23 protein-coding genes and 1 riboswitch are annotated in these 25926 nt (G+C 72.1%); of the genes, 8 read left to right on the top strand and 15 right to left on the bottom strand.

Annotation, left to right across the window (positions count from 1 at the left end):
- Positions 1 to 32: 32 nt before the first annotated feature.
- The 4 genes from I2W78_RS30120 to I2W78_RS30105 all read right to left on the bottom strand — a co-directional run bounded on the left by I2W78_RS30120 (position 33) and on the right by I2W78_RS30105 (position 3205).
- Positions 33 to 551, bottom strand: coding sequence for a DUF5304 domain-containing protein (locus tag I2W78_RS30120; protein WP_196463389.1), 519 nt, complete (start codon positions 549 to 551; stop codon positions 33 to 35).
- Between the two features lie 57 nt (positions 552 to 608).
- Positions 609 to 1778 carry an ArsA family ATPase gene (locus I2W78_RS30115; protein ID WP_196463388.1) on the bottom strand — a complete coding sequence of 390 codons (1170 nt, stop codon included), beginning with the start codon at positions 1776 to 1778 and terminating at the stop codon, positions 609 to 611.
- A 65-nt stretch (positions 1779 to 1843) separates the two neighbouring features.
- Positions 1844 to 2284 (bottom strand): SRPBCC family protein, encoded by a 441-nt coding sequence (locus tag I2W78_RS30110; RefSeq protein ID WP_196463387.1) that lies wholly within the window; start codon positions 2282 to 2284, stop codon positions 1844 to 1846.
- A 123-nt stretch (positions 2285 to 2407) separates the two neighbouring features.
- Positions 2408 to 3205, bottom strand: coding sequence for a metallophosphoesterase family protein (locus I2W78_RS30105; protein WP_196463386.1), 798 nt, complete (start codon positions 3203 to 3205; stop codon positions 2408 to 2410).
- Positions 3206 to 3545: 340 nt separating this feature from the next.
- On the opposite strand from I2W78_RS30105, the gene I2W78_RS30100 reads away from it, so the two are divergent.
- Positions 3546 to 5342 carry an AMP-dependent synthetase/ligase gene (locus I2W78_RS30100; RefSeq protein ID WP_196463385.1) on the top strand — a complete coding sequence of 599 codons (1797 nt, stop codon included), beginning with the start codon at positions 3546 to 3548 and terminating at the stop codon, positions 5340 to 5342.
- A 63-nt stretch (positions 5343 to 5405) separates the two neighbouring features.
- Here I2W78_RS30100 and I2W78_RS30095 read toward each other — a convergent pair whose 3' ends face one another.
- Positions 5406 to 6548 (bottom strand): glycosyltransferase family 4 protein, encoded by a 1143-nt coding sequence (locus tag I2W78_RS30095; protein ID WP_196463384.1) that lies wholly within the window; start codon positions 6546 to 6548, stop codon positions 5406 to 5408.
- A gap of 65 nt (positions 6549 to 6613) precedes the next feature.
- On the opposite strand from I2W78_RS30095, the gene I2W78_RS30090 reads away from it, so the two are divergent.
- A complete protein-coding gene (locus I2W78_RS30090) occupies positions 6614 to 7900 on the top strand; it encodes a glycosyltransferase 87 family protein (RefSeq protein ID WP_196463383.1) in 1287 nt (428 codons plus the stop codon).
- On the opposite strand, the gene I2W78_RS30085 is transcribed toward I2W78_RS30090, so the two are convergent.
- From I2W78_RS30085 to I2W78_RS30065, 5 genes are all read right to left on the bottom strand, one after another.
- Positions 7878 to 8294, bottom strand: coding sequence for a VOC family protein (locus I2W78_RS30085; RefSeq protein ID WP_196463382.1), 417 nt, complete (start codon positions 8292 to 8294; stop codon positions 7878 to 7880). The two genes, I2W78_RS30090 and I2W78_RS30085, sit on opposite strands and share 23 nt — an antisense overlap.
- Before the next feature lie 10 nt (positions 8295 to 8304).
- Positions 8305 to 8766: a helix-turn-helix transcriptional regulator gene (locus I2W78_RS30080; protein ID WP_196463381.1), complete on the bottom strand. Its 462-nt coding sequence runs from the start codon at positions 8764 to 8766 to the stop codon at positions 8305 to 8307.
- Positions 8767 to 8805: 39 nt separating this feature from the next.
- On the bottom strand, positions 8806 to 11199 hold the full coding sequence (locus I2W78_RS30075) for an ATP-binding cassette domain-containing protein (RefSeq protein WP_196463380.1): 2394 nt from the start codon (positions 11197 to 11199) through the stop codon (positions 8806 to 8808).
- 126 nt (positions 11200 to 11325) lie between these two features.
- On the bottom strand, positions 11326 to 11736 hold the full coding sequence (locus tag I2W78_RS30070; RefSeq protein WP_196463379.1) for a VOC family protein: 411 nt from the start codon (positions 11734 to 11736) through the stop codon (positions 11326 to 11328).
- A gap of 5 nt (positions 11737 to 11741) precedes the next feature.
- Positions 11742 to 13061 carry an MATE family efflux transporter gene (locus I2W78_RS30065; protein WP_196464780.1) on the bottom strand — a complete coding sequence of 440 codons (1320 nt, stop codon included), beginning with the start codon at positions 13059 to 13061 and terminating at the stop codon, positions 11742 to 11744.
- Between the two features lie 90 nt (positions 13062 to 13151).
- On the opposite strand from I2W78_RS30065, the gene I2W78_RS30060 reads away from it, so the two are divergent.
- Complete coding sequence (locus tag I2W78_RS30060; protein WP_196463378.1) at positions 13152 to 13688, top strand: PadR family transcriptional regulator; 537 nt, start codon at positions 13152 to 13154, stop codon at positions 13686 to 13688.
- Between the two features lie 56 nt (positions 13689 to 13744).
- On the opposite strand, the gene I2W78_RS30055 is transcribed toward I2W78_RS30060, so the two are convergent.
- From I2W78_RS30055 to I2W78_RS30035, 5 genes are all read right to left on the bottom strand, one after another.
- Positions 13745 to 14938 carry a hypothetical protein gene (locus I2W78_RS30055; protein ID WP_196463377.1) on the bottom strand — a complete coding sequence of 398 codons (1194 nt, stop codon included), beginning with the start codon at positions 14936 to 14938 and terminating at the stop codon, positions 13745 to 13747.
- Positions 14939 to 14971: 33 nt separating this feature from the next.
- The gene (locus tag I2W78_RS30050) at positions 14972 to 16003 is read right to left on the bottom strand and encodes a C40 family peptidase (protein WP_196463376.1); all 1032 of its coding nucleotides are present in this window, start codon (positions 16001 to 16003) and stop codon (positions 14972 to 14974) included.
- A gap of 245 nt (positions 16004 to 16248) precedes the next feature.
- Complete coding sequence (locus I2W78_RS30045; protein WP_196463375.1) at positions 16249 to 17283, bottom strand: C40 family peptidase; 1035 nt, start codon at positions 17281 to 17283, stop codon at positions 16249 to 16251.
- Between the two features lie 240 nt (positions 17284 to 17523).
- Positions 17524 to 18873 carry an NYN domain-containing protein gene (locus I2W78_RS30040; protein WP_196463374.1) on the bottom strand — a complete coding sequence of 450 codons (1350 nt, stop codon included), beginning with the start codon at positions 18871 to 18873 and terminating at the stop codon, positions 17524 to 17526.
- A 35-nt stretch (positions 18874 to 18908) separates the two neighbouring features.
- Positions 18909 to 19148: a hypothetical protein gene (locus tag I2W78_RS30035; protein ID WP_171115436.1), complete on the bottom strand. Its 240-nt coding sequence runs from the start codon at positions 19146 to 19148 to the stop codon at positions 18909 to 18911.
- A 185-nt stretch (positions 19149 to 19333) separates the two neighbouring features.
- Between I2W78_RS30035 and I2W78_RS30030 the strand changes: the two genes are divergently transcribed.
- The 5 genes from I2W78_RS30030 (at position 19334) to I2W78_RS41215 (ending at position 25884) form a co-directional block, all read left to right on the top strand.
- Positions 19334 to 20068: a rhomboid family intramembrane serine protease gene (locus I2W78_RS30030; RefSeq protein WP_196463373.1), complete on the top strand. Its 735-nt coding sequence runs from the start codon at positions 19334 to 19336 to the stop codon at positions 20066 to 20068.
- The gene (locus I2W78_RS30025; protein ID WP_196463372.1) at positions 20065 to 20346 is read left to right on the top strand and encodes an Lrp/AsnC family transcriptional regulator; all 282 of its coding nucleotides are present in this window, start codon (positions 20065 to 20067) and stop codon (positions 20344 to 20346) included. Before I2W78_RS30030 ends, I2W78_RS30025 begins: the two co-directional genes overlap by 4 nt.
- A gap of 56 nt (positions 20347 to 20402) precedes the next feature.
- Positions 20403 to 21632, top strand: a complete 1230-nt coding sequence (locus I2W78_RS30020; protein WP_196461643.1) for an IS701 family transposase — start codon at positions 20403 to 20405, stop codon at positions 21630 to 21632.
- A gap of 390 nt (positions 21633 to 22022) precedes the next feature.
- A riboswitch (SAM riboswitch) is annotated at positions 22023 to 22139 on the top strand.
- 132 nt (positions 22140 to 22271) lie between these two features.
- Positions 22272 to 23633, top strand: a complete 1362-nt coding sequence (locus I2W78_RS30015; protein ID WP_196463371.1) for an aminotransferase class V-fold PLP-dependent enzyme — start codon at positions 22272 to 22274, stop codon at positions 23631 to 23633.
- 67 nt (positions 23634 to 23700) lie between these two features.
- A complete protein-coding gene (locus I2W78_RS41215; protein WP_196463370.1) occupies positions 23701 to 25884 on the top strand; it encodes a protein kinase domain-containing protein in 2184 nt (727 codons plus the stop codon).
- Positions 25885 to 25926: the final 42 nt, after the last annotated feature.

Genomic DNA, 25926 nt, shown 5'->3' with positions numbered 1-25926 from the left:
CCCGCTACGGCCAACCGTACCCGAGCAGAGGGTCAGTCCAAGTCGATGCGCTGGCCGGGGCCGGTGCCCTCGCCGGGGTCGCGGGGGGACTCGTCGAGATCCTTCAGTTCGTCCGTGGCGCTGCCGGCGTCCGTACCGGACGTCCAGCGGCGTTCCTGGGCCTGGACCGCGGAGCGGTAGGCGGCGAGGAGTTCGTGGCCGGCGGCGGCGAGGTGGTCGAAGACGTCCGGGTTGCGCTCGATCACGGGTTCCACGGCGGCCTTGGCCTGCTGCACCACCTGCTGCACCACCTGCTGGGCGGCCGGGCCGGCGACCGCGCCGAACAGCGGCGACTGCAGGCCGGACAGCTTGTCCGCGACGGTGTCGACGAGTCGGCGCAGCTCATCGGCCGCCGAGCCGGGCGGCGGCCCCTGCCGGCCCCGGCGGCGGGCCTTCTCCGCCTCCAGGTCCTCGGCGCACGCGGTCGCCCACGCGTCGGCGTCACCCGTGGGGCGCGGCTCGTCGGCCGGCTGTTCCTGAGCGGCGTCGGGGAGGGGGCGCTCTTCGCTCATGGCGGGCTCCTGACTACGTGTCGTCCCTACGACGTTACCCGAACGGGGGTAGCGGTTTCACGGCGTCCGCGGCCACAGCTGCGCATCCGGTTCGAACCGGATGCGCAGCTCACCCTCGCGCAGGCCCGCCCCGGCGACGGTGCAGCGGCGCAGGGCGGAGGGCAGCGGGACGACCCGGCGGAACTCGGCGGCGGTGACGACGATTTCGTCGCCGCGCCGGACCAGGTCGAGGTCCTCGCGCACGGCGCCGGGCAGCGGGATGCGCCAGACGAGCACGCCGTCCGCGGCGAGCCGGTCCTCGACGGGCCATTCGACGGGGGCGGGCGCCGCCTCGACCACGGGCACGGCCAGGGCGGCGAGGTCGTCGGTGCCGCGCGGGTCGTGCCCGAGGTGGCGGACGCGGCGTACGTCGTACGCGGCATCCCACTCGTCGACGGCCTTGCGCTGCTGGGCCAGCGGCCCCGCGAGCCAGCCGTCCCCGGCGTCCTCCGGGAGCACCCGGTTGGCGATCAGCGTGTCCGGGCGCAGGCCGCGCAGGGCGAGGCCGAGGGTGGCGGTGTGGACGGCGTCGAGGCCGGCCGGGGAGGGCTCGGCGACGAGCCGTACGGTCGTGCCCTTGTCGGCCAGGACGGCCTCCAGGGCGGCGAGTTCGAGGTCCCAGCGGGCGGCGGTCTCGTACAGCCACTCCGCGGGCATGGGCACTCCGGCCAGCCGGCCGAGTACGGGGCGCAGGGCGCGGGCGGCCTGCCGCTCGGGCGGCAGCAGGCGGCGCAGATAGCGGCGGAGCTCCTCGGGCAGGGCGAGCAGCGCGAGGGCGTGCGGGACGGGCGGCAGATCGACGACCAGCAGGTCGTGCGCCTCGGCGAGGGCGGCGTCGCGCAGGGCGCGGAGTGTGGCGAGTTCTTCGGCGCCGGGGAGCGGGGTCAGCTCCCCGGGGTCGAGCGGACTGGCGCCGAGCAGGTCGAGCACGGTGGACGCACGGTCCTGCAGCCGGGCGAGGTCCTGCCGGAAACCGGCGGCGGGGTCGGGACGCCAGGCGGTGAGGCCGGGCGCGACTGCCACGGGGGCCGGTCCGGTCGCCGTCCCCAGCGCGGCCCCGAGACTGTCGTTCCGGTCGGTGCCGAGGACGAGCGTACGGATGCCCTCGCGCGCGGCGGCGAGCGCGGTGGCCGCGGCGACGGTGGTACGACCGCTGCCGCCGGGCCCGGTGATCAGGATGGTGCGCATGAGGGTGAACCGTACCGGGGCGTCGGCGGCACGCCCGTCTATGGCCTGACGGCGTGGTGGGAAACCTACTGCCCGGACTCGACCCGCTTCTTCAGGCCCGCCAGCGCCCGGTCGATGATCACCTTCTCGGCCTTGCGCTTGATCATCCCGAGCATCGGGATCTTGACGTCCACCGTCAGCTGGTAGGTGACCTCGGTCGAGCCCGCGCCCGCCGGCTTCAGGAGGTACGAGCCGTCCAGGGACCGCAGCATCTGGGACTTCACCAGCGTCCAGGAGACCTCGTGCTCCCCGGTCCAGGTGTACGCCAGCGTCTGGTCGTCCTTGATCGCGCCGGCGTCCATGACCAGCCGCACCTGCTCGGCGCGGCCCTCGCCGTCGGACTTGAGGACCTCCGCCTCCTTCACCTCACCGGTCCAGTCCGGGTAGCGGGCGAAGTCGGCGATCACCGCCATGACGTCGGCCGGGGCCGCCTCGATCTCAATGCTCGAGCTGGTGTGTTCCGCCATCGCCGTGGCTCCTCCAGATGCGGTCCGGCAAGAGGTCGTCGTGCGCACGTGTGTGCAGCGTGAAGGCTACCGCGCGGCGCCCCACCCGCCGTCACCGCTACCTGCGCGAACCGGCCCCCGGCCTCACCACTGAAGCGCCCAGGGCCGGCCCGTCCCCGCGAAGTGCCCCACGTTCACACACTCGGTCGCCCCGATCCGCATCCGGCTGACGAGCGGCTGGTGGACATGCCCGAAGAGGGAGTAACGGGGGCGGGTGCGGCGGATGGCGTCCAGCAGTGCCCGGCTGCCCCGCTCGAAGCGCCGCGCCACCGTGTCGTACACCAGCTCCGGTACCTCCGGCGGGATGTGCGTGCACAGCACGTCGACCTCGCCCACCGCCTCGATCTTCGCCGCGTACTCCTCGTCGCTGATCTCGTACGGCGTGCGCATGGGGGTGCGCAGGCCGCCGCCCACGAAGCCGAACACCCGGCCCCCGATCTCCACCCGCTCGCCGTCCAGCACCGTCGTGCCCGGCCCGGCGTACTCCCGCCACAGTGGCGGCATGTCGACATTGCCGTACGTGGCGTACGTCGGCGTCGGGAACGCCGCGAACAGCTCGGCGTACTGCTTGCGCACCGCCCGCTCGATCACCGCGGCCCGGTCCTCACCGATCCCGGCCCACAGCCGCGCGCCCAGCTCGCGCGCCTCCTCGAAGCGGCGGGCGGTGCGCAGGGCGACGATGCGGTCGGCGTTCTCGACGCCGAACAGGTCGGGGAAGATGCCGCGCGAGTGGTCGGCGTAGTCGAGGAACAGGACCAGGTCCCCCAGGCAGACGAGCGCGTCCGCGCCGTCCCCGGCGCGTGCGAGGTCACGCGCGTTGCCGTGCACATCGCTGACCACATGGATCCGCGTCCTGCGGTTACCGGCTGGTGTGGGTGCCATGGCGATCAAGGGTAAGCGTGTGCGACTAACGTGAACAGTGGCGGCTGGACCTGCGATTACTCGCCAGTCGGGAAATCCGTCGACTACTGTGCGCGCTGGAGCACCAACAGGAACATCAACGAAGCACCAACTGTGTGACGCAGCGAACATCTCGCCGGACCCCCCTGTCGTAGACGCCATACCGGCGGGTAACGTCCGGGCAGTCCAGTCGTACTCAGGTTTTCAACCAGTGGGATCCGTTGGCTCCTGCCGGTCACCTGAGCACCCCTGCCCGAGCCTTGGACCGGACCGTCGCATCACACAACGTCGTGGCGCCGGCGCCCTATGAGGAGCAGCAGTCTTGCGCGAGTTCAGCCTTCCGGCTTTGTACGAGGTCCCCTCGGACGGCAATCTGACGGACATCGTCCGCAGAAACGCCGCGCAGCATCCGGACGTCGCCGTGATCGCCCGCAAGGTCGGCGGCGCCTGGCAGGACGTGACGGCCACCGCCTTCCTCGACGAGGTCCGGGCCGCCGCCAAGGGCCTGATCGCCTCCGGCGTGCGGCCGGGCGACCGGGTCGGCCTGATGTCCCGTACCCGCTACGAGTGGACGCTGCTCGACTTCGCGATCTGGAGCGCGGGCGCGGTCACCGTACCGGTCTACGAGACCAGCTCGCCGGAGCAGGTGCAGTGGATCCTCAGCGACTCGGGCGCGACCGCCTGCATCGTCGAGCTGGACAACCACACGGCCGCCGTGGAGTCGGTGCGCGACCGGCTGCCCGAGCTCAAGCAGGTCTTCCAGATCGAGGGCGGCGGCATCGACGAACTGGGCCGCCTGGGCAAGGACGTCAGCGACGCGGCCGTCGAGGAGCGCAGCTCGCTGGCGAAGGCCGACGACCCCGCGACGATCGTCTACACCTCCGGAACCACCGGCCGCCCCAAGGGCTGTGTGCTCACCCACCGCAGCTTCTTCGCGGAATGCGGCAACATCGTCGAGCGGCTGCGGCCCCTGTTCCGCACCGGCGAGTGCAGTGTGCTGCTCTTCCTGCCGCTCGCCCACGTCTTCGGCCGGCTGGTGCAGGTCGCGCCGATGATGGCGCCGATCAAGCTGGGCTGTGTCCCGGACATCAAGAACCTCACCGACGAACTGGCCGCGTTCCGGCCGACGTTGATCCTCGGTGTGCCGCGTGTCTTCGAGAAGGTCTACAACTCGGCCCGCGCCAAGGCCCAGGCGGACGGCAAGGGCAAGATCTTCGACAAGGCCGCGGACACGGCGATCGCGTACAGCAAGGCGACGGACACCCCGTCGGGCCCGTCCATGGGTCTGAAGATCAAGCACAAGGTCTTCGACAAGCTCGTCTACAGCAAGCTGCGCGCGGTCCTCGGCGGCCGCGGCGAGTACGCCATCTCCGGCGGCGCCCCGCTCGGCGAGCGGCTCGGCCACTTCTTCCGCGGCATCGGCTTCACGGTCCTGGAGGGCTACGGCCTGACCGAGTCCTGTGCCGCCACCGCCTTCAACCCCTGGGACCGGCAGAAGATCGGCACGGTCGGCCAGCCGCTGCCGGGTTCGGTGGTGCGGATCGCGGACGACGGTGAGGTGCTGCTGCACGGCGAGCACCTGTTCAAGGAGTACTGGAACAACCCGGGCGCCACCGAGGAGGCCCTCGCCGACGGCTGGTTCCACACCGGCGACATCGGCACCCTCGACGAGGACGGGTACCTGCGGATCACCGGCCGCAAGAAGGAGATCCTCGTCACCGCGGGCGGCAAGAACGTGGCGCCGGCCGTGATCGAGGACCGTATCCGGGCGCACGCGCTGGTCGCGGAGTGCATGGTGGTCGGTGACGCGCGGCCGTTCGTGGGCGCGCTGATCACCATCGACGAGGAGTTCCTCGGCCGGTGGGTCGCCGAGCACGGCAAACCGGCCGGCTCCACGGCCGCGTCCCTGCGCGAGGACCCCGACCTGCTGGCGGCGATCCAGTCCGCCGTCGACGACGGCAACGCGGCGGTGTCCAAGGCGGAGTCGGTACGCAAGTTCCGCATCCTGGACTCGCAGTTCACCGAGGACTCCGGTCACCTCACGCCCTCGCTGAAGCTGAAGCGGAACGTGGTGGCGAAGGACTTCGCGTCCGAGATCGAGGCGATCTACCAGAAGTAGCAAGCTGTCTGACGTACCGTCACGGCGCGGGTCCGGAGCAACAGGACCCGCGCCGCGATGCGTCTACAGCAGCTCCTCGAGCCGCTCCGCCAGCAGATCCCAGCGCCACTTCTCCTCGACCCAGGCGCGCCCGCGCTCCCCCATCCGGCGGCGCAGCTCGGCATCCCCGAGGAGGGTGACGATCCGGTCGGCGGCGTCCTCCACGGACCCGCCGCGCACGACCCACCCGGTCTCCCCGTCGAGCACGGCATCGGGCGCGCCCCCGGAGTCCCCGGCGACGACCGGCAGTCCGGTCGCGGACGCCTCCAGGTAGACGATGCCGAGCCCCTCGACGTCGAGCCCGCCGCGCCGGGTGCGGCACGGCATGGCGAAGACGTCACCGGCGCCGTAGTGGGCGGGCAGCTCCGACCAGGGCACGGCGCCGGTGAAGACCACGGACCGCTCGACCCGGGTCTCCCGCGCCAGCTTGCGCAGCTCCCCCTCGTACGGCCCGCCCCCGACGATCAGCAGCACGGCGTCCGGCTCCTTGGCCAGGATGCGCGGCATCGCGAGGATCAGCGTGTCCTGCCCCTTGCGCGGCACGAGCCGGGAGACGCACACCACGACGGGCCGGTCGGTGAGCCCGAGCCGGGCCCGGACGCGGTCGCCGCCGGAGCCGGGGTGGAAGGTCTTCTCGTCCACGCCGGGCGGCAGTTGGACCATCCGGGCGGCCGCGTCCGGCGTCAGCGCCCCCGCGATCCGGGAGCGGGTGTACTCGCCGAGGTAGGTGAGGGTGTCGGTGGAGTCGCCGATCCGGCGCAACAGCTGCCGGGCGGCGGGCAGTTGGGCCCAACCCGCCTCGTGACCGTGGGTGGTGGCCACCAGCCGCTCGGCGCCCGCCCTGCGCAGGGCGGGCGCCATCAGCCCGAGCGGCGCCGCCGCCCCGAACCACACCGACGTGCACCCGTGCGCGCGCAGCAGCGCGACGGCCTGCCGGGTGGCGGCGGGCGTCGGCAGCAGCATGGTCGTCCGGTCGCGTACGACGGTGAAGGGCTGCTCGGCGTCGAAGGCGGCGGTGGCCTCGACGCCCTCGCGGCTCCGCTTCCAGGTCGAGGCGTAGACGACGAGCCGGTCGGGATCCAGCCGGAGCGCCATGTTGTGCAGAAACGCCTGGATGCCGCCGGGTCGGGGCGGGAAGTCGTTCGTGACGACGAGGGTCTTGCGCATCAGCGCCGACCCTACCCAACGTAGACTCGTCGCTCGGCACGGCCGCGTGACGAACAGGGGCGCAGGTGGACAGGACGGACGGAACGCGATCCCTGACCGGACTGCTCGCGCTCTGGGGCCTGACCCGGCTGCTGCTGCTCGTGTTCGTCTTCAAGGTGTACGTCTTCCCCGGCCCGGACGTCACCAGCGACGTCTCCGTGATCTACCAGGGCTGGTACGAGGTGCTGCGCACCGGAACGTTCCCTCTGGACGACGTCACCTGGCAGTACCCGCCCGCGGCCGCCCTCGCGATCCTCTCCCCGGCGCTGCTGTTCTTCCTCGACTACGCGCAGGCCTTCTTCGTCCTGGTCTTCCTCGCCGACCTGGCGGTCCTCGCCCTGCTGCTGAACGCGGGCCTGCGCCCGGGCCGCACGGTGCGCGGCGCCTGGGTGTGGGCGGTGGGCGTTCCGCTGCTCGGGCCGACGGTGTACGCGCGCTACGACGTGATGGTCACGGCCGTCGCGGTGGCCGCGCTCCTCGCGGGCACCCGCCGGCCCCGGCTGATGGGGGCGCTGGCGGGCCTCGGGGCGATGCTGAAGGTGTGGCCGGCGCTGCTGCTGATCGGTGCCGTGCGGCGCCGGGCGTGGGCCGCGGCGGTGGTGACGGCGGGGGCGCTGGCGGCGCTGTTCGCGCTGGCCATGCCGGGTGCCTTCGCGTTCCTGTCCTTCCAGCGGGACCGGGGCACCGAGGTGGAGTCGCTGGGCGCGCTGGTCTTCCATGTGGCCCGGCACTTCGGCTGGGACGGGCAGGTACTGCTCAACTACGGCTCGGTGGAGTTCCTCGGCCCGTACGTCGACGTGGTGAGCGGCGCCGCCCTGGCGCTGTCCGGGATCGCCTTCGGCTGGCTGCTGCTGTGGCGGCTGAGGGCGTCGAGGTTCCTGGCGCACACGCTCGCGGACGCCGCCTTCGTGGCGGTGCTGCTGTTCACGACCACGAGCCGGGTGATCAGCCCGCAGTACCTGGTGTGGCTGGTCGGGCTCGCGGCGGTCTGCCTGTGCTTCCGCCGCACCGGCATGCGCGTACCGGCCGCTCTGGTCCTGGCGGCGTCGCTGGTGACGATGCTGGAGTTCCCCCTGTGGTTCTCGCACGTCGTCGCCGGCGACGCGCTCGGCGTCACCCTGCTCTTCGTCCGCAACGGCCTGCTGGTGCTGGCCACCCTCGTCGCGGCCCGCGAGCTGTGGCGCACGTCGGTGCCCCGGCGGCAGGAACCCTTCGCCGATCGGGACGCCGACGCCGAGCGACGCACCGACGGGCGGGAGGGCGAGCCCCTGAAGGGGGCCCGCCACGGCCTCACTTCCCCAGGGGCTGGGTGAAGCGCAGCAGGTTGCCGGCCGGATCGCGGAACGCGCAGTCGCGGACGCCGTAGGGCTGGTCCATGGGCTCCTGCAGCACCTCGCCGCCGGCGGCGCTGATGCGCTCGAAGGTGGCGTCGCAGTCGGCCGTGGCGAAGATGACGCCCCGCAGCAGGCCCTTGGCCATCAGCTCCGCCATGGTCTGCCGGTCGGCCACCGAGGCGTTGGGGTCGGCGAGGGGCGGTTCCAGGACGATGTTCACGTCCGGCTGCGTGGGCGACCCGACGGTCACCCAGCGCATCCCCTCGAAGCCGACGTCGTTGCGCACCTCCAGGCCGAGCACGTCGCGGTAGAAGGCGAGCGCCTTGTCGTGGTCGTCGACGGCGATGAAGCAGGTGTTGAGCGTGATGTCCATGCCGCCGAGGCTACGGCCGATCGACGCGGCCGGCTTCTCCATTCCTGACCGGCCGGGTGTGGATCTTGGCGATGCACGGCGGGATGGCGGCGCTGTCGTCGTGGCTGCGCGCCCGGTAGGCGCTCGGGCTCTCGCCGACCAGCTCCGTGAAGCGCGAGCTGAACGAGCCCAGCGACGTACAGCCGACGGCGAAGCAGACCTCGGTCACCGTGAGGTCGCCCCGCCGCAGCAGCGCCTTGGCGCGCTCGATGCGGCGGGTCATCAGGTAGCTGTACGGCGTCTCGCCGTAGGCGGCGCGGAAGCTGCGGGAGAAGTGCCCCGGCGACATCAGCGCCTGGCGCGCCAGCGCCGGTACGTCGAGCGGCTCGGCGTAGTCGCGGTCCATCCGGTCGCGGGCCCGCCGCAGCCGGACGAGGTCGTCGAGGTCCTGCCGTTTCACCCGACGAGTCTGCCACAGCGGCCCGGCCCACATACCGGGCCGCTGCGGAAAGGGGGCAGCTGTGGGAAGGGGTCAGCCGCCCACGTACGCCGCGAGGTGCTCGCCGGTGAGGGTGGAGCGGGCGGCGACGAGATCGGCCGGCGTGCCCTCGAAGACGATCTTTCCGCCGTCGTGGCCGGCGCCGGGGCCGAGGTCGATGATCCAGTCGGCGTGCGCCATGACCGCCTGGTGGTGCTCGATGACGATGACCGACTTGCCGGACTCCACGAGCCGGTCGAGCAGGCCGAGCAGCTGCTCGACGTCGGCGAGGTGCAGGCCGGTCGTCGGCTCGTCGAGGACGTAGATGCCGCCCTTGTCGGCCATGTGCGTGGCCAGCTTCAGCCGCTGCCGCTCGCCGCCGGACAGCGTGGTGAGCGGCTGGCCGAGGGTGAGGTAGCCGAGCCCGACGTCCGCGAGCCGGTCGAGGATCCTGTGCGCGGCCGGGGTGGCCGCCTCCCCGGCACGGAAGAACTCCTCGGCCTCGGTCACCGACATCGCGAGCACCTCGCTGATGTCGCGGCCGCCGAGCCGGTACTCCAGCACCTCGGCCTGGAACCGCTTCCCGTCACAATCCTCGCAGGTGGTGGCCACGCCGGCCATCATCGCCAGGTCGGTGTAGATGACACCGGCGCCGTTGCAGGTGGGGCAGGCGCCCTCGGAGTTGGCGCTGAACAGCGCCGGCTTGACGCCGTTGGCCTTGGCGAACGCCTTGCGGATCGGGTCGAGCAGTCCGGTGTACGTCGCCGGGTTGCTGCGCCGGGAGCCGCGGATCGGGCTCTGGTCGACGGACACCACGCCTTCGCGCGCCGGAATCGACCCGTGGATGAGCGAGCTCTTGCCGGACCCGGCGACGCCGGTGACCACGCACAGCACCCCGAGCGGGACGTCGACGTCGATGTCGTGGAGGTTGTTCGCCGTCGCGCCGCGGATCTCCAGCGTGCCCTTCGGTGTCCGCACGGTCTCCTTCAGCGCCGCCCGGTCGTCCAGGTGGCGTCCGGTGACGGTGCCGCTGGCCCGCAGCCCCTCGACGGTGCCCTCGAAGCAGACGGTGCCGCCCGCCGTACCGGCGCCGGGGCCGAGGTCGACGACGTGGTCGGCGATCGCGATGGCCTCCGGCTTGTGCTCGACGACGAGGACCGTGTTGCCCTTGTCCCGCAGCCGCAGCAGCAGGTCGTTCATCCGCTGGATGTCATGGGGGTGCAGGCCGATGGTGGGCTCGTCGAAGACGTACGTGATGTCGGTCAGCGCGGAGCCCAGGTGGCGGATCATCTTGACGCGCTGTGCCTCACCGCCCGACAGGGTGCCCGCCGGCCGGTCCAGCGAGAGGTAGCCGAGGCCGATCTCCACGAACGAGTCGAGGGTCTGCCGCAGCGCGGTCAGCAGCGGCGCCACCGAGGGCTCCGTCAGCGCGCGGACCCATTCGGCCAGGTCGCGGATCTCCATCGCGCAGGCGTCGGCGATGCTGACGTTCTTGATCTTCGACGACCGGGCGCCCTCGCTGAGCCGGGTGCCGTCGCACTCGGGGCAGGTGGTGAAGGTGACGGCCCGCTCCACGAACGCCCGGATGTGCGGCTGCATCGCCTCCTTGTCCTTGGACAGGAACGACTTCTGGATCTTGGGGATCAGGCCTTCGTAGGTGAGGTTGATGCCGTTGACCTTGACCTTGCGCGGCTCGCCGTAGAGGAAGTCCTGCATCTCCTTCTTGGTGAACCTGCGGATCGGCTTGTGCGGGTCGAGGAGACCGGACTCGGCGTAGAGGCCCACGGTCCACTGGCTGTCCGACTTCCAGCCGGGGATGGTGAACGCGCCCTCGGAGAGCGACTTGGAGTCGTCGTAGAGCTGGGTGAGGTCGATGTCGGAGACCGTGCCGCGGCCCTCGCAGTGGGTGCACATGCCGCCGGTGCGCTGGAAGGTCGCCTTCTCCGCCTTGGTCTTGTTGCCGCGCTCGACGGTGATCGCGCCGCTCGCGCGGACCGAGGCCGTGTTGAAGGAGTACGCGCTGGGCGGGCCGATGTGCGGCTCGCCGAGCCGGCTGAAGAGGATGCGCAGCATCGCGTTGGCGTCGGTGGCGGTACCGACCGTGGAGCGGGGGTCGGCACCCATCCGCTGCTGGTCGACGCTGATCACGGTCGTCAGCCCGTCCAGCACGTCGACCTCCGGCCGCGCCAGGGTCGGCATGAAGCCCTGGAGGAAGGCGCTGTACGTCTCGTTGATCAGCCGCTGCGACTCGGCGGCGATGGTGTCGAACACCAGCGAGCTCTTGCCCGAGCCGGACACGCCGGTGAACACCGTCAGCCTGCGCTTGGGGATCTCGATGCTGACGTCCTTGAGATTGTTCTCGCGCGCTCCGTGCACGCGGATCATGTCGTGGCTGTCGGCAGCGTGCGGCGCGGGCGACTGCGTGTTCTTTCTCGTGGGCATGCTCATGTCTCCATCCATTGGGGCGCGGCCGCGGCAGCGACCTCCGTCGGCGTCACCCGGCTCGATCCAACCAGCTTCGAGCGGCACGCGTGATTGTCCTTCGTCGATCCGGCCGTCTGTCCAGGTCAGCGCTCAGCGGAGCTGCTGGATCCGGATCAGGTTGCCCGCGGGATCGCGCACGGCGCAGTCCCGGACGCCGTACGGCTGCTCGGTCGGCTCCTGGGCGATCTCCGCGTCGCGGGCCCGCAGCCGGGCGAAGACGCCGTCGAGGTCGCGGGTGGCGAGGAGGATACCGGCGTAGGTTCCCTTGGCCATCATCTCGACGATGGTGCGGCGCTCGTCCTCGGTGACGCCGGGGTCGGTGACCGGCGGCCGCAGCACGATGGACGTGGCCGGCCGGCCGACGGGCCCGACGGTGATCCAGCGCAGCCCCTCGTGTCCGACGTCGTCGCGGACCTCGACGCCGAGAGTGTCGCGGTAGAAGGCCAGGGAGGCGTCCGGGTCGTCGTGCGGGAGGAAGCTCGCGTGGATGCGTAGGTCCATGACCGTCACGCTAGGCGCGACCCGGGCGCCGACGCTTCTCGATTCCTGACCGGTTCCCGACGCCGCCGGAACAGCGGGAACGCCGCCGCACACTGCACGGTCATCGCCAGCGCCAACGCCAGGCACACCCCGGGCAGGCCCAGCCCCGACAGCCCGTACGCCAACGGCAGCTGGACAGCCGTGCCCACCACGGTCACCCGCAGCAGTACCGGCGCGCCCCCGCTTCCCTCGAAGACCCCGCCGAGCGCGATGAACCCCGCCATCAGCAGCAGATACGGCCCGACACAGCGCAGGAACAGCACACCGGCGTCGGCGACGGCGGGCCCGGCGCCGAAGGCGGCCATGATCCAGGGCGCGGCGAGGCCCAGCACCAGTGCGGCCGCCACGCCCACCGCGCCCGACAGGAGCACGGTTTCGCGCCCGATCGCCCGCCGCTCCTGCGCGCGCCCGGCACCGAGGGTGTGCGCGGTGTGGATGGCGGCGGCCTGCCGCACCGCGTAGAAGGCCATCGTCGCCACGTACATGACCTTGTAGGCGATCGCGTACGCGGCCACGGCCGTCACCCCGAGCCGCGCCACGATCGCGACCATCACCAGCGCTCCGCCCTGCCGCACCCCGAAGTCGGCTGCCATGGGCAGCCCGGTCCGCAGCGTGTCCCGCATCCGGGCCCGCGAGGGCACCCCCGTGCACTCCCGCAGCAGGGCGTTGCGGCGCAGGGCCGCCAGCCCCACGGCCAGGGCCACGCACCGGCACAGCACCGTCGAGACGGCGGCGCCCTGGACGCCGTACCACCGGATCAGCCACGGATCGCACACCAGGATCAGCCCGTTGGCGAGCAACGCGAGCCGCATGGGGGTTCTGGTGTCGCCCGCGCCCTTGAGGATGCCGTCGACGAGGGTCTGCGCGAAGAAGACGGCCATGCCCGGCAGGGAGATCGCGAAGTAGCCGACGGCCAGGGGGAGAGCACCGCTCTCGCCGCCCAGCACCAGCCGGGCCAGCGGCTCACGCGCCAGGAACCCGCCCACCGCCACCACCGGCGTGACCACCGCCCACAGCGCCCAGCCGCCCCGCACCGCCGCCCGCGCCGCGGCCCGGTCCCCTGCGCCCCGCGCGTGCGCGACCAGCACGGTCGTACCGGACCCGAAGACCAGCGCGACCCCGAGCAGCACGTTCTCGGTGTTGGTCGCGACGGCCACGGCGGCCACGGCCGAGCCGCCGAGCCGGGCGACCCAGACGGTGTTGATGATCCCGGCGGCGACGGAGGCGAGGAGGGAGAGGTAGACGGGGTGGGCGAGCGATATCAGCTGTCTGCGGTGCGCGTTCACCATGCGAGGCCCCCTTGAAAAGCTGTACCTCGATTCGAGGTAACTCGACAAGAGGTACCATCGCCCGAGACCACCCGCAAGGAGGGCCCCGTGCTGGAGCTGTCGATCCTGGGCTTCCTGGCCGAGGAGCCGTTGCACGGCTATGAGCTCAAGGAGCGCATCAAGGCCCTGACCGGCCATGTCCGCCCGGTCAGCGACGGCGCCCTCTACCCGGCGATCAGCCGCCTGGTCGCGGCCGGAAAGCTCGACCAGCACACCGAGCCGGGCGCGAGCGCGGCTCCCCGCCGCACCCTGTCCCTCACCGACGAGGGTCGCGCGGACCTGCTGGAACGGCTGCGCCACCCCAAGCAGGCCGAGATCACCGACCAGGTCCGCTTCAACACGATCCTGGCGTTCCTGCGGCACCTGCCCGACAGCGGCGAACAGGCCGCGGTCCTGCGCCGCCGTCTCGACTTCCTTGAGATGCCCGCGAGCTTCTTCTACCGGGACGGGGATCCCGTACGGGCGGAGGAGGCGGGTGATCTGTTCCGTCAGGGCATGCTGCGGGTGGCCCGGGCGACCGGCGCGGCGGAGCGGGAGTGGCTGAGGGAGGCCATCGCAGTGCTGGACCCGCCTCAGCGCGACTGAGCCCTGCCCGGCCGGACCGCCTCCTCAGCGCGACTGAGCCTCGCCCGCGCTGAGCCTCACCCGGCGGCCGGACCGTCTCCTGCGAACTGAGTCCGCAGATACTCCCGCCACCACCCCGTGAACTCCTCCGGCGACGTCCCGAGCACGTCCGTCATGGCGGCGTCCACCCCCTCCGCCCCCACCGCCCGGTAGAACGCGCCCAGCCGCCCCTCGCCCCACCGCTCCGCGATCAGCCGGCAGGCCATCCAGCCGCCCTCGTACGCCTGCGCCAGCGCGGTCGAGTCCCCGGTGAAGCCGAAGTCGCCGCTGTCCGGCAGCGTGGCGGGCACGTCCCCGGCGGCCACCGAGCGCGCCAACTCGGGCGCGGCCTCGGCCGGGGTGCGGCCGCTGTCGCGGTAGCCGATCCAGTCGGCGTACCCCTCGGACAGCCACATCGGGGTGCCGGTGTCGGTGTGGGCGCGGGTGGCGACATGGGTGGTCTCGTGGGTGAGGACCACCTGCTTGCCGACGGAGCCCAGGACGTCGTACGCCTCGGGATTGACGATGATCCGGTCGGCGGGCGCCCGCGCGGCCCCCGTCTCGCCGGTCGTCACGGCGGCGATCCCCCGGTAGGAGGAGGCGGGCGACCCGAGCAGTCCTGCCATGCCCTCCAGCGACTCCGGTACGAGCACCACCACATGCTCGCTCCAGTCCGTGCCCCAGGCCTTCGATACCGCGGGCACGGCCCGGTCGCCCAGCTCCGCGTAGCGCTCCAGCGCCTCCCGGGACTGCCCCACCCCCAGCACCAGGCTGTGCTCGCCGCGGACGGCGGTCACCGCGCCCCGGTCCCAGAGCTGTTCGGCGGAGTTCCCAGCGGGCCGGTCGGAGATGACGGACCACCCGCCGTCGGCGTCCCGGGTCAGTTCCAGGGTGCGTCGGGCCGTCACGGGCGCCTTGTCGAAACCGTCGATCCGGTAGCGCAGTTCGGCGTCGGCGGTGGCCCGGTCGCCGGTGCGGTGCAGCTCCGTCAGCCGGTACGACCAGTCCGCGAGCGGCAGTGCGCGCACGTCGGCGAATCCGGCCGCCGACCCGGTCCGCCGGTACCCGCTCTCGTCGTGGTCGAGGACCGCGGCCGCCCGCCGGTCGAGCAGCCGCTGTACGTCGGCCCGCGCGTTGTCGGTGGCGGGCCGGCCCCCGCAGGCGACCAGGGAGACGAGCAGCAGACACAGCGCCACCACCGAGGAACCCGACGCCCGCCTTCGACCTGCCACCCGCCCGATCGTACGGGGGCCCGCGCCGCCCGATCAGACCCTGGTGACCCCCGAGACCGGCATCATGCCGACCGGGTCGTAGCGCACCGGCGCGCCCGGGTAGGGGGCGTGGACGACCTGGCCGTTGCCCATGTACATCGCGACATGGCTGGCGTCGGACCGGTAGGTGATCAGGTCGCCGGGCTGGGCCTGGGAGAGCGGGACCTGGCGGCCGGCCGCGCGCTGGCCCTGCGAGGTGCGCGGCAGCGCGATCCCGGCCTGGGCGTACGACCACTGCATCAGGCCGGAGCAGTCGAAGCCGCTGGGACCGGCCGCGCCCCAGATGTAGGGCCTGCCGAGCGCGGAGCGGGCGGCGGCGACCGCGGCGGCCGCGCGGCCGGAGGCGGGGACGGCGCCCCCGAGGTCGGGCATGTCGGAGCGGCCGGAGCGGGAGGCCCGGTCGTAGGCGGCGCGTTCGTCGTCGGTGAGGGCGTTGAGGAGTGCGCGGGCCTTGGCGAGCTTCTGCTCGACGGTGCGCTTGTGGGAGGCGACGGCCTTGCGGCTCTTCTCCAGTTCGCCGAGCTTCTCGGCGGCCTCGGCGCGCTCCTGGGTGAGTTCGCGCATGGCCTCCTGGAGGTCCCTGAGCTGTCCGGCCTGGTGGAGGCTGATCCGGTCCAGGACGGCGGCCTTGTCGAGGTACTCGTCCGGGTTCTCGGAGAACAGCAGGGCGAGGGAGGGGTCGAGGCCGCCGGAGCGGTACTGCGCGCCGGCCAGCGAACCCAGCGCGTCACGCATGGAGTTGATGCTCTCCTGCTGCCGGGCGATCCGGTCCTGGGCGCGGCCGACCTGCCCGTGCAGGGCGTCGGCACGCTCGTCGGCCTCGTTGTAGGCCTCGGTGGCCTTCTCGGCCTCCGCGTAGAGGCGGTCCACCTCGGCGCGAGTGTCGTCGGCCGGCGCGGCCTGCGCCGGTACGGCGGCGACAGCGGCCGCTGCGGCGGCCGCGGCCGACAGTACGCCGACGGTGAGACGCGCCACGCAGGCGCCCCGGTCGAACCCGGACGGTGCAAGGCGGCGATGGGACCCCACGAGAAGCCGCGCTCCTTCCACTGGCGGACAGGAAAATCCCCCGGCGCCGGACGGAGGTCCGACGGGGGGAAACGCGGCAGACAGTAGCCCCGCGGTGGGGCAACGGCCAAAGAGCTCGGCGGGCACTCAACGTGACACCCCGCCGCTGACGCAGGTCATTGGCGGGGTGTGGGGTCACAGCCCGGTTCCGTAATTCGCCCGAACGGGCGGCACGGTCCGTTGATCTCGGGGAGCGCCTACGGCTCTCAGATCCGGACGCCGAACTGGTACGGCATGTTGTTGATCGACTCGTAGCGGACGACCGTGCCGGAGCGCGGGGCGTGCAGCACCTGGCCGTTGCCCGCGTAGAAGCCGACGTGGTGCAGGTCGCCGTAGAAGATGACCAGGTCGCCGACCTGGAGGTCGCTCTGCGAGTAGATCCGGGTGCCGGCGTTGGCCTGCGCCTGCGAGGTGCGCGGGATCTGGATGCCGGCCTGGGCGAAGGCCCAGGAGGTGAGGCCCGAGCAGTCGAAGGAGGACGGGCCGGAGGCGCCGTAGACGTAGGGCGAGCCGATCTTGCTCTGCGCCGCGCCGTAGGCCGAGGACGCGCGGCCGGTGGCGGGGGCGTTGGAGCCGCCGAGGGCGGTGCGCTCGCTGGCGCGGCTGGCGCGCTCCTCCTCGGCCGCCAGGGCCGCCTTCTCCGCCGCGGTGAGGGAGTTGAGCAGCTTCTGCGCCTCGGCGAGCTTGCCCTGCACCTCGCTCTTCTTCTTGCCCAGTTCGGTGCGGGTGGTGGCGAGGTCCTTGAGCTTGTCGGAGGCCTCGGCGCGCTCCTGGGCGAGTTCGCGCTGCTTTTCCTGGATCTTCTTCAGCGCCTCGACCTGCTGAGCGCTCAACTGGTCGAGCGTGGAGGCCTTGTCGAGGTAGTCGTCCGGATCGGCGGAGAGGAAGAGCTGCAGGGCGGGGTCGATGCCGCCCGAGCGGTACTGGGCGCTGGCCATCGAACCGAGGCCGTCGCGCAGCTCGTTGACCTCTTCCTGGCCGCGGGCGACGTTGTCCTGGATGGTGGAGATCTCCTTCTGGAGCTTCTCCTGCTTCTCCTTGGCCCCGTTGTACTTCTCGGTGGCCTGCTCGGCTTCCTCGTAGAGCTTGTCGACCTTGGCCTTGACCTCGTCCTTGCTCGGCTTCTCGCTCGGCGCGGCGTTGGCGGCCTGCGAGCTGAGGGCGACGGCAGCGGCGGCTGCGGTGGTCAGCACGGTCACGCGTGTGCGACTGGGCTGCTTGGGTCGACGGTGGGACGCCACGGGGGCAATCTCCTTCTTGTGAGTGATCACCCGATCGGAGGTTCGAGGCCAGACCCTAGTGACCCAGTTGTGATCAGATCAAATCCTCACGTGAAAAATCTCGGTGACCGAGCGCATCCTTTACCTACAACTCACGTGCAGTGATGCGTGTTGACGCTACGTTGCGTGACGGTTCCGTCAATTCGGGCATTCTCCGGGCACATTGCACGGTTGGGACGTAGGTGGCGCATGGGGCGTACGTCAGCTGCGCGAGAGGCGCTTGAGCAACACCGCCGACGCCACCGGCCGCGCCCCCGCGCGGGCCACCCCGTCGGCCACCTCACGGTCGGTCGAGACGACGATGACCGGACGCCCGGGCGGCTCGGCGCGCACCAGCTGGCGGATCAACTCGTCGGCGGTGACGCCGGGCTTGGAGAACAGCACCCGCACTCCGCGGGGCGGGGCCAGCAGCACCGGCGCGGCCAGTTCGGCCCCGTCGAAGACACAGGTCACCTCGGCGCCGGACTGCGCGGCGAGCTGCGAGAGCTGCCCGAGCAGCCTCAACCGCTGCTTCTCCAGCGGCATTTGGGGATAGCCGGTCTTGGTGACGTTGTAGCCGTCGACGACCAGATGGGCCTGCGGCAGCGCGAGGAGCTGGTCGAGGATCGCGGGGTCGTTCTCGGACAACGCCCGCGCGGCGATGTCCTTCGGGGTCATTCGTCCCGGTTCGACCGCGTCCACGGTCTCGGCGGGGCGTACGGAGACCGGCGGCAGCGCCAGTTCCCGGCGCAGCCCCTGCGCCGCGTCCAGCACGGTGTCGAGCAGCAGCCGTACCCGCATGTCCTCGACGCTGCGGCCCTCGCGCGCGGCCCGGCGAGTGGCCTCCAGGGCGGCCTCCGCCTCCCCCAGCCGCGCCTTCAGCCGCCGCGCCTCGCTCTCGGCCACGGACACCTGGGCCTGGCCCTCGGCGCGTACGGCCTCGATCTCGGCCTGCACCTTGCGCAGCGCCGCCTCGCCGCGCTTGACGTCGCTGAGCGCGGCCCGCAGCTTGCGGTGAAGCGATTCGGCTTCCTTGCGGGCGCCGTCCAGCTCGGCGCGCAGCCGCTCCGTCTCGGCGCGGGTGTGGTCGCGGGCGGCGGCGAGTTCGGTACGCAGCCGCTCCAGTTCGGCGCGGCTCTCCTCGTCGGCGCGCTCGGCGTCGGCCCGCTGGGCCTCCTCGCCGGCGGCGGCGACCAGTTTCACCCAGCCGATGGGGCGCAGCACATACGCGGCGGCGGCCACGTCCAGCGGATCCGCGGCCGGCGGCGGCGATCCGGCGTCGAGGGCACCGGCCAGATCGGGCTGGGCCTCGCGGAACTTCTCCCCGATGCGCTGCCGGAACAGCGGGTCGGTCTCCACCGCCGCGGCCATCGCGTTACCGGCGAACTTGGCCCGGCGATTCGGGGCGAACCGCGCGTACTGCCGCAGCTGGGCGGGCAGTTCGGCCATCGTCAGCCCACCGAAACCGTCGGAGACGATCTGCACGACCTTGCGGCGCACTCCTTCGGGCAGCGGACGGTCGAGCACCTCAGCGGCGCCGTCGCCCGGCCCCCCGCCTGCGGTCTCCACCATCCGTCACCCCAATACCCCTGCGGGGCCGGTCCCTGTCAGGAGCCGGCGCCCGGCCTGTCCACGAGTTCCACCTGATCCACGGCGTTGCACCACCGGCACCGCACCGACTCGATGGTCTCACTGACCACCTCACGCTCCTCGACCCTCGGCTCACCGGCGAGGTCGAGGTGGACGTACTCGACGACCTTCGAGGAGCGCGTCACGTCGAAGCGCGTCAGATTGCCGCAGAGGGTGCAGCGCCACCGCGTGGTGTCGGTCGGCAGGGGAACCGTCATCGTGGCTGTTTCTTTCCTTCTAGTTTCGGTGATGCGTCGTTTCTCGGTGATACGTCGTGATGCGCCCAGCTTCCCTGGAGCGTGTGGCTCGTAACCCTACGGCCTGGCGGGTCCTCGACGCCCGTCCGTCCCGGGCGGCGAGGCAGTCTGTGCGGTTGCGTCCGCTTACGTCATGCTCTGTGTCCATGATCAGCCTCTGGAGCACGGTGGGCCGCCGGGCGGTCCGCCGACCGCAGGCGCCGGTGATGTTCACACTGATCGCCGTGTGCTGCCTGATCTTCCTGGCCGGCCCGGCCTCGGGGCTCAGTCCGGTGTACGGCTCCGGCGACGAGCCGCTCGCCGTACAGCGGGCGTACTTCCGCCACTGGGGGGTGGTACCCGCAGAACTGTTCGAGGGATCCCCCCGGGCCGCCCTCACCCCGGCCACGGCCCTCTTCGTGCACGGCAGCTGGGTCCACCTGCTCGGCAACATGCTCTTCCTCCATGTCTTCGGGGCGATGACCGAGGAACGGATGGGCCGCGTCGAGTTCACCCTCTTCTACGTCGGCTGCGGCTACCTCGCGCTGCTGGGGTACGCGGCGGCCAACGCCGACTCCGAGCAGTCCCTGGTCGGCGCGTCGGGCGCGATCTCGGCGGTGCTCGGCGCCTTCCTGTACCTCTTTCCCCGGGCCCGGGTGACCAGCCTCCTGCCGTTCCTGTTCTTCCTGCCGCTGCGCTTCCCGGCGTGGGTGGTGCTGCCCTTCTGGGTGGCCCTGCAGTGGCTGGCGGCGCGGCAGGCGTCCAGCGGGCCGGGGGTGGCGTATCTGGCCCACCTGGTGGGCTTCGGGCTGGGCTTCGCCTACGCGTGGGCGCGGTACGGCCGTGCGACTAAAGTGAAGGCCGCCCCAGCTCCGGCCCCCGAGGGAGAGAACCAGCCGTGATCACCGCGATCGTCCTGATCAAGACCAGCGTGGACCGGATCCCCGAGATCGCCGAGCAGATCGCCGCGCTGGACTCCGTCAGCGAGGTCTTCTCCGTCACCGGCACCTACGACCTGATCGCCATGGTCCGGGTGAAGCGGCACGACGACCTCGCCGACGTCATCCCCGGCAGCATCAGCAAGATCCCCGGCGTGGAGGCGACGGACACACACGTGGCGTTCCGGACGTACTCCCAGCACGACCTGGAGGCGGCGTTCGCGATCGGGCTGGACAACTAGCTAGTAGTGCTTCGTTACGTCGAGTGATCTCGCCTGGTGGTGGGCATCTTCGTGGTGTGAAGCTGGGGGAAGTGGAACGGCTCCGCGGTGAGTTAGCAGAGTTCGTTGCCGATGTCTTGGGGTCGTTGCCGCGGCGGGATCAGCGGCGGTGGGGCGATTGTTATCTGCGGGGTCTGATGCTGGACGGCCGGCGGAAGTCGATCCAGCCGATGGCCGAGCGGCTGCCGGACGGCAACATGCAGGCCCTGCAGCAGTTCGTGAACCAGTCGCCGTGGGACCCGCTGCCGGTGCGGCGGCGGATCGCCCAGCGGTTGTGCGAGGCGATCCGCCCTGAGGTGTGGGTGGTCGACGATGTGTCGTTTCCCAAGTGCGGCACGGCGTCGGTCGGGGTGGCCCGGCAGTACTGCGGAGCGCTGGGCAAGCGGGCGAACTGCCAGGTCGCGGTCAGCGTCCACGCGGCCACCGACACAGCATCGTGCCCGTTGGAGTGGGAGCTGTTCCTGCCCCAGGAGTGGGCGCACGACGATGGTCGGCGGCAGCGCGCTGGGATACCCGTGGAGGTCGGGCATGTCTCCAAGACGCACCTGGCTCTGGGCCTGTTGGACCGGCTGGCCGGGCAGGGATTGGCGGTGCCGGTGATCGTGGCCGATGCCGGCTATGGCCGCAGCGTCTCCTTCCGGCTCGCACTGGAGGAACGCGCCTGGACCTACGTCATGGCCGTCGACCCGAAGGAGATCGCGCGGCCTGCCGACGCCGAGCCGTATCAGCCGGCTTATGGCGGGCTGGGACCACCGACCCTGCCCCGCTACCGCGAGAAGCCCTGCCCGTTGCCCGGCCTCGTTGATGAAACCGCCGTGTTCGAGGAGGTCACCTGGAGGCAGGGCAGCAAGGGGGCGATGACCTCGCACTTCGCGGTGCTTCCGGTGCGGCCCTCGGGCAAGGAGGCCTGCCGCACCGCCCAGGAACAGGCCGGGGGACGCAGCCGGTGGGACGGTGTGCTGCCGCTGCGGACCCTGCTGGTCGAACGGCCCGAAGAAGCCGACGAGCCGACCGGCTACTGGATGACCAACCTGCCCGCCACCACTCCGATCGCCGACCTGGTGCGGTGGGCCAAGATGCGCTGGCGGATCGAGCACGACTACCGCGAACTCAAACACGGCCTGGGCCTGGACCACTTCGAAGGCCGCACCTGGCGCGGCTGGCACCACCACGTCACCCTCGTCACCGCCGCCCAGGCCTTCCTCACCCTCAGGCGGCTCGACCCAAAAGCCCAAGCGCCGGCCTGACCCTCTACCAGGTCCTTGGTGCCCTTCAGGACCTGCTGAGGTGCTGGACCGGCACCTGCACCACCTGCGGCCGCCCCCTCACCACACCCCGAAGCAGAGCCAGAACCTAACGAAGCACTACTAGGGCCTGTCCGGCCGATCAGGCCGCAGACGCGGGGTCTGGCACGCCGATCTGCGGCGTTGTCGTCGGTTGCCGACGCTCCGCGTCGCCGCCCTCCTCCGCCTTGCAGCTCGACGCACCAGCCCCCTGTCACCCGCGTCCATGAATCACCGCCGATTTCCTGCGACCTGATCCGCCGGACAGGCCCTGTCCGCACGGAGTGTGGCGTGCGTCCCGCGATCCGGACTCGGGTTGCGGGGCGCCGATCAGTTCACGTACGTTCCTGTTCAGGTCATGAGCGACAGTCATTCGGCCCCGGCCGACTGTCCGGCAACCCTCCGTCCGTGGCGGGGTGCCCCGGGTGAAGACCAGGCCGTAGGCAGCGAGGTCTACGGCAAGCGCGGACCCCTCGCGAAACCAGGGGTCCTGGTCGTCGAGGAGCCTTCCGTGAGCAAGCGAATGCGATAGGGCCGCCGAGCCCCGCCTCCGCACACCCCTTTTTTCTCTCTTTTCTCTCTGTCTCTCACGGGAGTTCCGCCATGTCCGTCTTCACCGCTGCCGCCGATCAGTCCGTTTGTGCCCCGCTGCCCGTTCTGGGGCGGGATGTCACCGTCCCGCTCGTCACCGGGGGCGAAGTCAGCTACGCCGCCCTCGACTACGCGGCCAGCGCCCCCGCCCTCCAGCGGGTGTGGGACGACGTGGCGGCCTACGCGCCGTACTACGGCAGCGTCCACCGCGGCGCCGGCTACCTCTCCCAGCTCTCCACCGACCTGTTCGAGAACTCCCGCAGGACCGTCGCCGAGTTCCTCGACTGCCGCGCAGACGACCAGGTGGTCTTCACCCGGTCCACCACCGACTCGCTCAACCTGCTCGCCGCCGCCCTCCCGGCCGGCTGCCAGGTCTTCGTCTTCGAGACCGAGCACCACGCCTCCCTGCTGCCCTGGCGGGACGCCCACGTCACCTACCTCGACGCGCCGCGCACCCCGCAGCAGGCCGTGCGGACCCTGGAGCGCGCGCTCGCCGACCGCGACCCCCACGGCCCGGCCCTCGTCTGCGTCACCGGCGCCTCCAACGTCACCGGCGAGCTGTGGCCCGTGCGGGAGCTCGCCGCGGCCGCGCACGCGCACGGCGCCCGCATCGTGCTGGACGCCGCCCAGCTCGCACCCCACCACCCGGTGTCCGTACGGGAGTTGGACGTCGACTGGGTCGCCTTCTCCGGGCACAAGCTGTACGCCCCCTTCGGCTCCGGCGTCCTCGCCGGCCGCGCCGACTGGCTGCGCGCGGCCGAGCCGTACCTCGCGGGCGGCGGCGCCAGCCGCAAGGTCGCCCGGCGGGCGGACGGCGGCGTGGACGTGGAGTGGCACGACAGCGCCGCCCGGCACGAGGCGGGCTCCCCGAACGTCATCGGCGCCTACGCCGTCGCGTCGGCCTGCAAGGCCCTCACCGAGGCCGGCTTCGACACGCTGGTCGCCCGTGAGCAGCACCTGATCGACAAGGTGAAGGACGGCCTCGCCGAGGTCCCCGAGGTCCGGATCCTGTCCCTGTTCGGCGACGACGCCCCCCGCGTCGGTGTGCTCTCCTTCGTCGTCGACGGCTGGAACAGCTCCCACTTCGCCGCCGCGCTCTCCGCCGAGTACGGCATCGGCGTCCGCGACGGCCTCTTCTGCGCCCACCCCCTCGTGCGCACCCTGCTCGGCAGCGATCCGCAGACCCAGGGCGAGTGCGGCGCCCCCGAGGCGGCTCCCGGGGAGAAGTCGCTCAACGCGATCCGGGTGAGCTTCGGGGCGGGCACGCCGGACGAGCATGTCGAGCGGTTCGTCGGGGCGGTGCGGGAACTGGTGCGCGACGGCGCGAAGTGGAACTACCGCACTGTGGACGGGCGTTGCGTCCCCGCCGTGTGAGCCGCTGACCCGGGCACGGCGTATACGCTCCCCTCGGCAGCCGTACGCGGGACAGGGGGAACACGGGGTGCAGGCGCTGCGGGACACGGATCCTCGGCGGGTCGGGCCCTACGAGGTCCGGGGCCGACTCGGTGCCGGCGGCATGGGCGAGGTGTATCTCGCCGAGGGCCGTGGCGGACTTCGGCTGGCCGTGAAAGTGGTGCGGGCCGAACACGCGGAGGACCGCACCTTCCGCGCCCGGTTCCGTCAGGAGGTGCGGGCCGCGCAGACCGTCGGCGGTGCGGGGACGTACACCGCCCGGGTCGTCGACGCCGACACAGAGGCCGAACGGCCGTGGATGGCGACGGAGTTCGTCGACGGACCCAACCTGCGGGACGCCGTGCTGGACCACGGGCCGCTCCCCGAGGACGCGGTGCTCGTCCTCGCGGCGGCGCTCGGCGAGGCGCTGGGCGCCATCCACGGCAAGGGGATGGTCCACCGCGACCTGAAGCCGTCCAACATCCTGCTCGCGCAGGACGGCCCCCGGGTCATCGACTTCGGGATCGTCCGGGCCCTGGAGGCGACCTCGCTGACCCGGACCGGGACGATCGTCGGCTCGGTCGGCTATGTCTCGCCGGAGCAGATCCGCAACGGCGCCGAGGTGGGCCCGGCCAGCGACGTCTTCTCACTGGGCGCGGTCCTCGCCTACGCGGCGAGCGGCCGGGAGCCCTTCGGGGAGGGCCAGGACTCGGTGATCCTGCTGCGGATCCTGACCCGGGACTTCGATCTGTCCCAGGTGCCGAAGCGGGTGCTGCCGCTGGTCGAGTCGTGCCTGCGGGCGGAGCCCGAGGAGCGGCCCACGCCGCAGGCCCTGGTCGCGGAGGCCGGGCACACCGGCCGCTCGCTGCGGGACAGCACCCGGCCGGGCTGGCTGCCCTTCGCCCCGGAGCGCGCCCAGGACGCGGGCCCGGAGCGTGCCGAGGACGGCGAGCGCTGGGTCGCGGACCGGGACTCCGGCCCGGAGCGGAGCCGGGTGGAGTACCTCGCCCCGCCCACGGTGCTCTCCGAGGCCCGGCCGGCCGCCGAGGTGCGGCAGGACGCGCCCTCCGGCCGGGGTCTGTCGCGGCGCCGCCTGCTCACGGCCGGGGGAGGGCTCCTGGTGGCCGGTGTGGGGGTGGGCGGGGTCCTCCTGACCCGGGAGCGCGACGCGGGCGGCGGCGCCAGTCGCTCCCCTTCCGGCACGCCCGCCTCGGACACCGGCGCGTCCGCCGCGAAGGCCTCGGTCGCCTGGCAGTTCGAGACCGGGCCCCTGTTCTACGCCGCCGGGGCCGGCCCGTGCGTGGCACTCGCGCCGAACGACGACGTCGTCTACGCCGCCGGCGAGGACGGCACGCTGTGGGCGATCAATTCGGACGGCACCCAGCGCTGGAAGACGGACTTCGACGGGATGGCGGCGACGCCCCCGGCGGTCACCGCGGAGGGCGTCTTCTGCGCCCTCACCGCCGATGCGCCCGGCTCGGAGCGGCTCGCGGCGGTCAGCCATGACGGCGACCATCTGTGGACCAGGGATCTGCCGCCCCGCGGTTTCGAGATGCCCGCGGTCACCTGGGACGGCCTGGTGCTCGTCGGGTACGGGGACGCGGGCACCGGGGGCGTGCGCGCCTACGCCGCCGACGGCACTCCGGCCTGGACACGGACCCTCACGGGGTCGCCGGACGTGGCCCCCGTGGTGGCCGACGGGACGGTGTACGTGGGCAGCTACGACAACCACCTGTACGCCCTCGACGCCGGCACCGGGGCCCTGACCTGGCAGGCCGAGCTGGACAGCGACGTGGCGCGGCCGGGCGTCTCCGTCACCCGGGGCATGGTCGTGGCGAGCACGAACAACGAGGCGAACATCCTGTACGGCATCACGACCGACGGGAAGCGCGTGTGGCAGCGGGAGGGCCAGGGCGGCGGCATCTACTCGTCCGCCGTCACCTTCGGCTCGCTGGCCCTCGCCAAGGTCGGCACCACGCTGGTGGCGAGCTCACTGGAGGACGGCGCCCGGATGTGGACGTACGGCCCCTGCCACTCGGACCCGACGCCCGCCGCCGACGCCGTTCTGCTCCGCTCCGGCAGTGAGCTGCGCGCCGTGGGCGCGGACGGCGCCCTGATCTGGAGGGTCACCGTCGGCGACCCCGGCGAGCGCCGGCTGAGCCCCGTCGTCCGCGGCACCCGCGTCTACGTCCCGTCCGCCAAGGGACTCGCGGCGGTCAACTTCAGGGGCTAGTAGTGCTTCGTTACGTCGAGTGATCTCGCCTGGTGGTGGGCA

This window comes from Streptomyces spinoverrucosus, from assembly GCF_015712165.1.
Classification (GTDB): domain Bacteria; phylum Actinomycetota; class Actinomycetes; order Streptomycetales; family Streptomycetaceae; genus Streptomyces; species Streptomyces spinoverrucosus_A.
The sequence above is the reverse complement of the archived record's forward strand: the minus strand, read 5'-3'. Positions and strand labels throughout refer to the sequence as shown.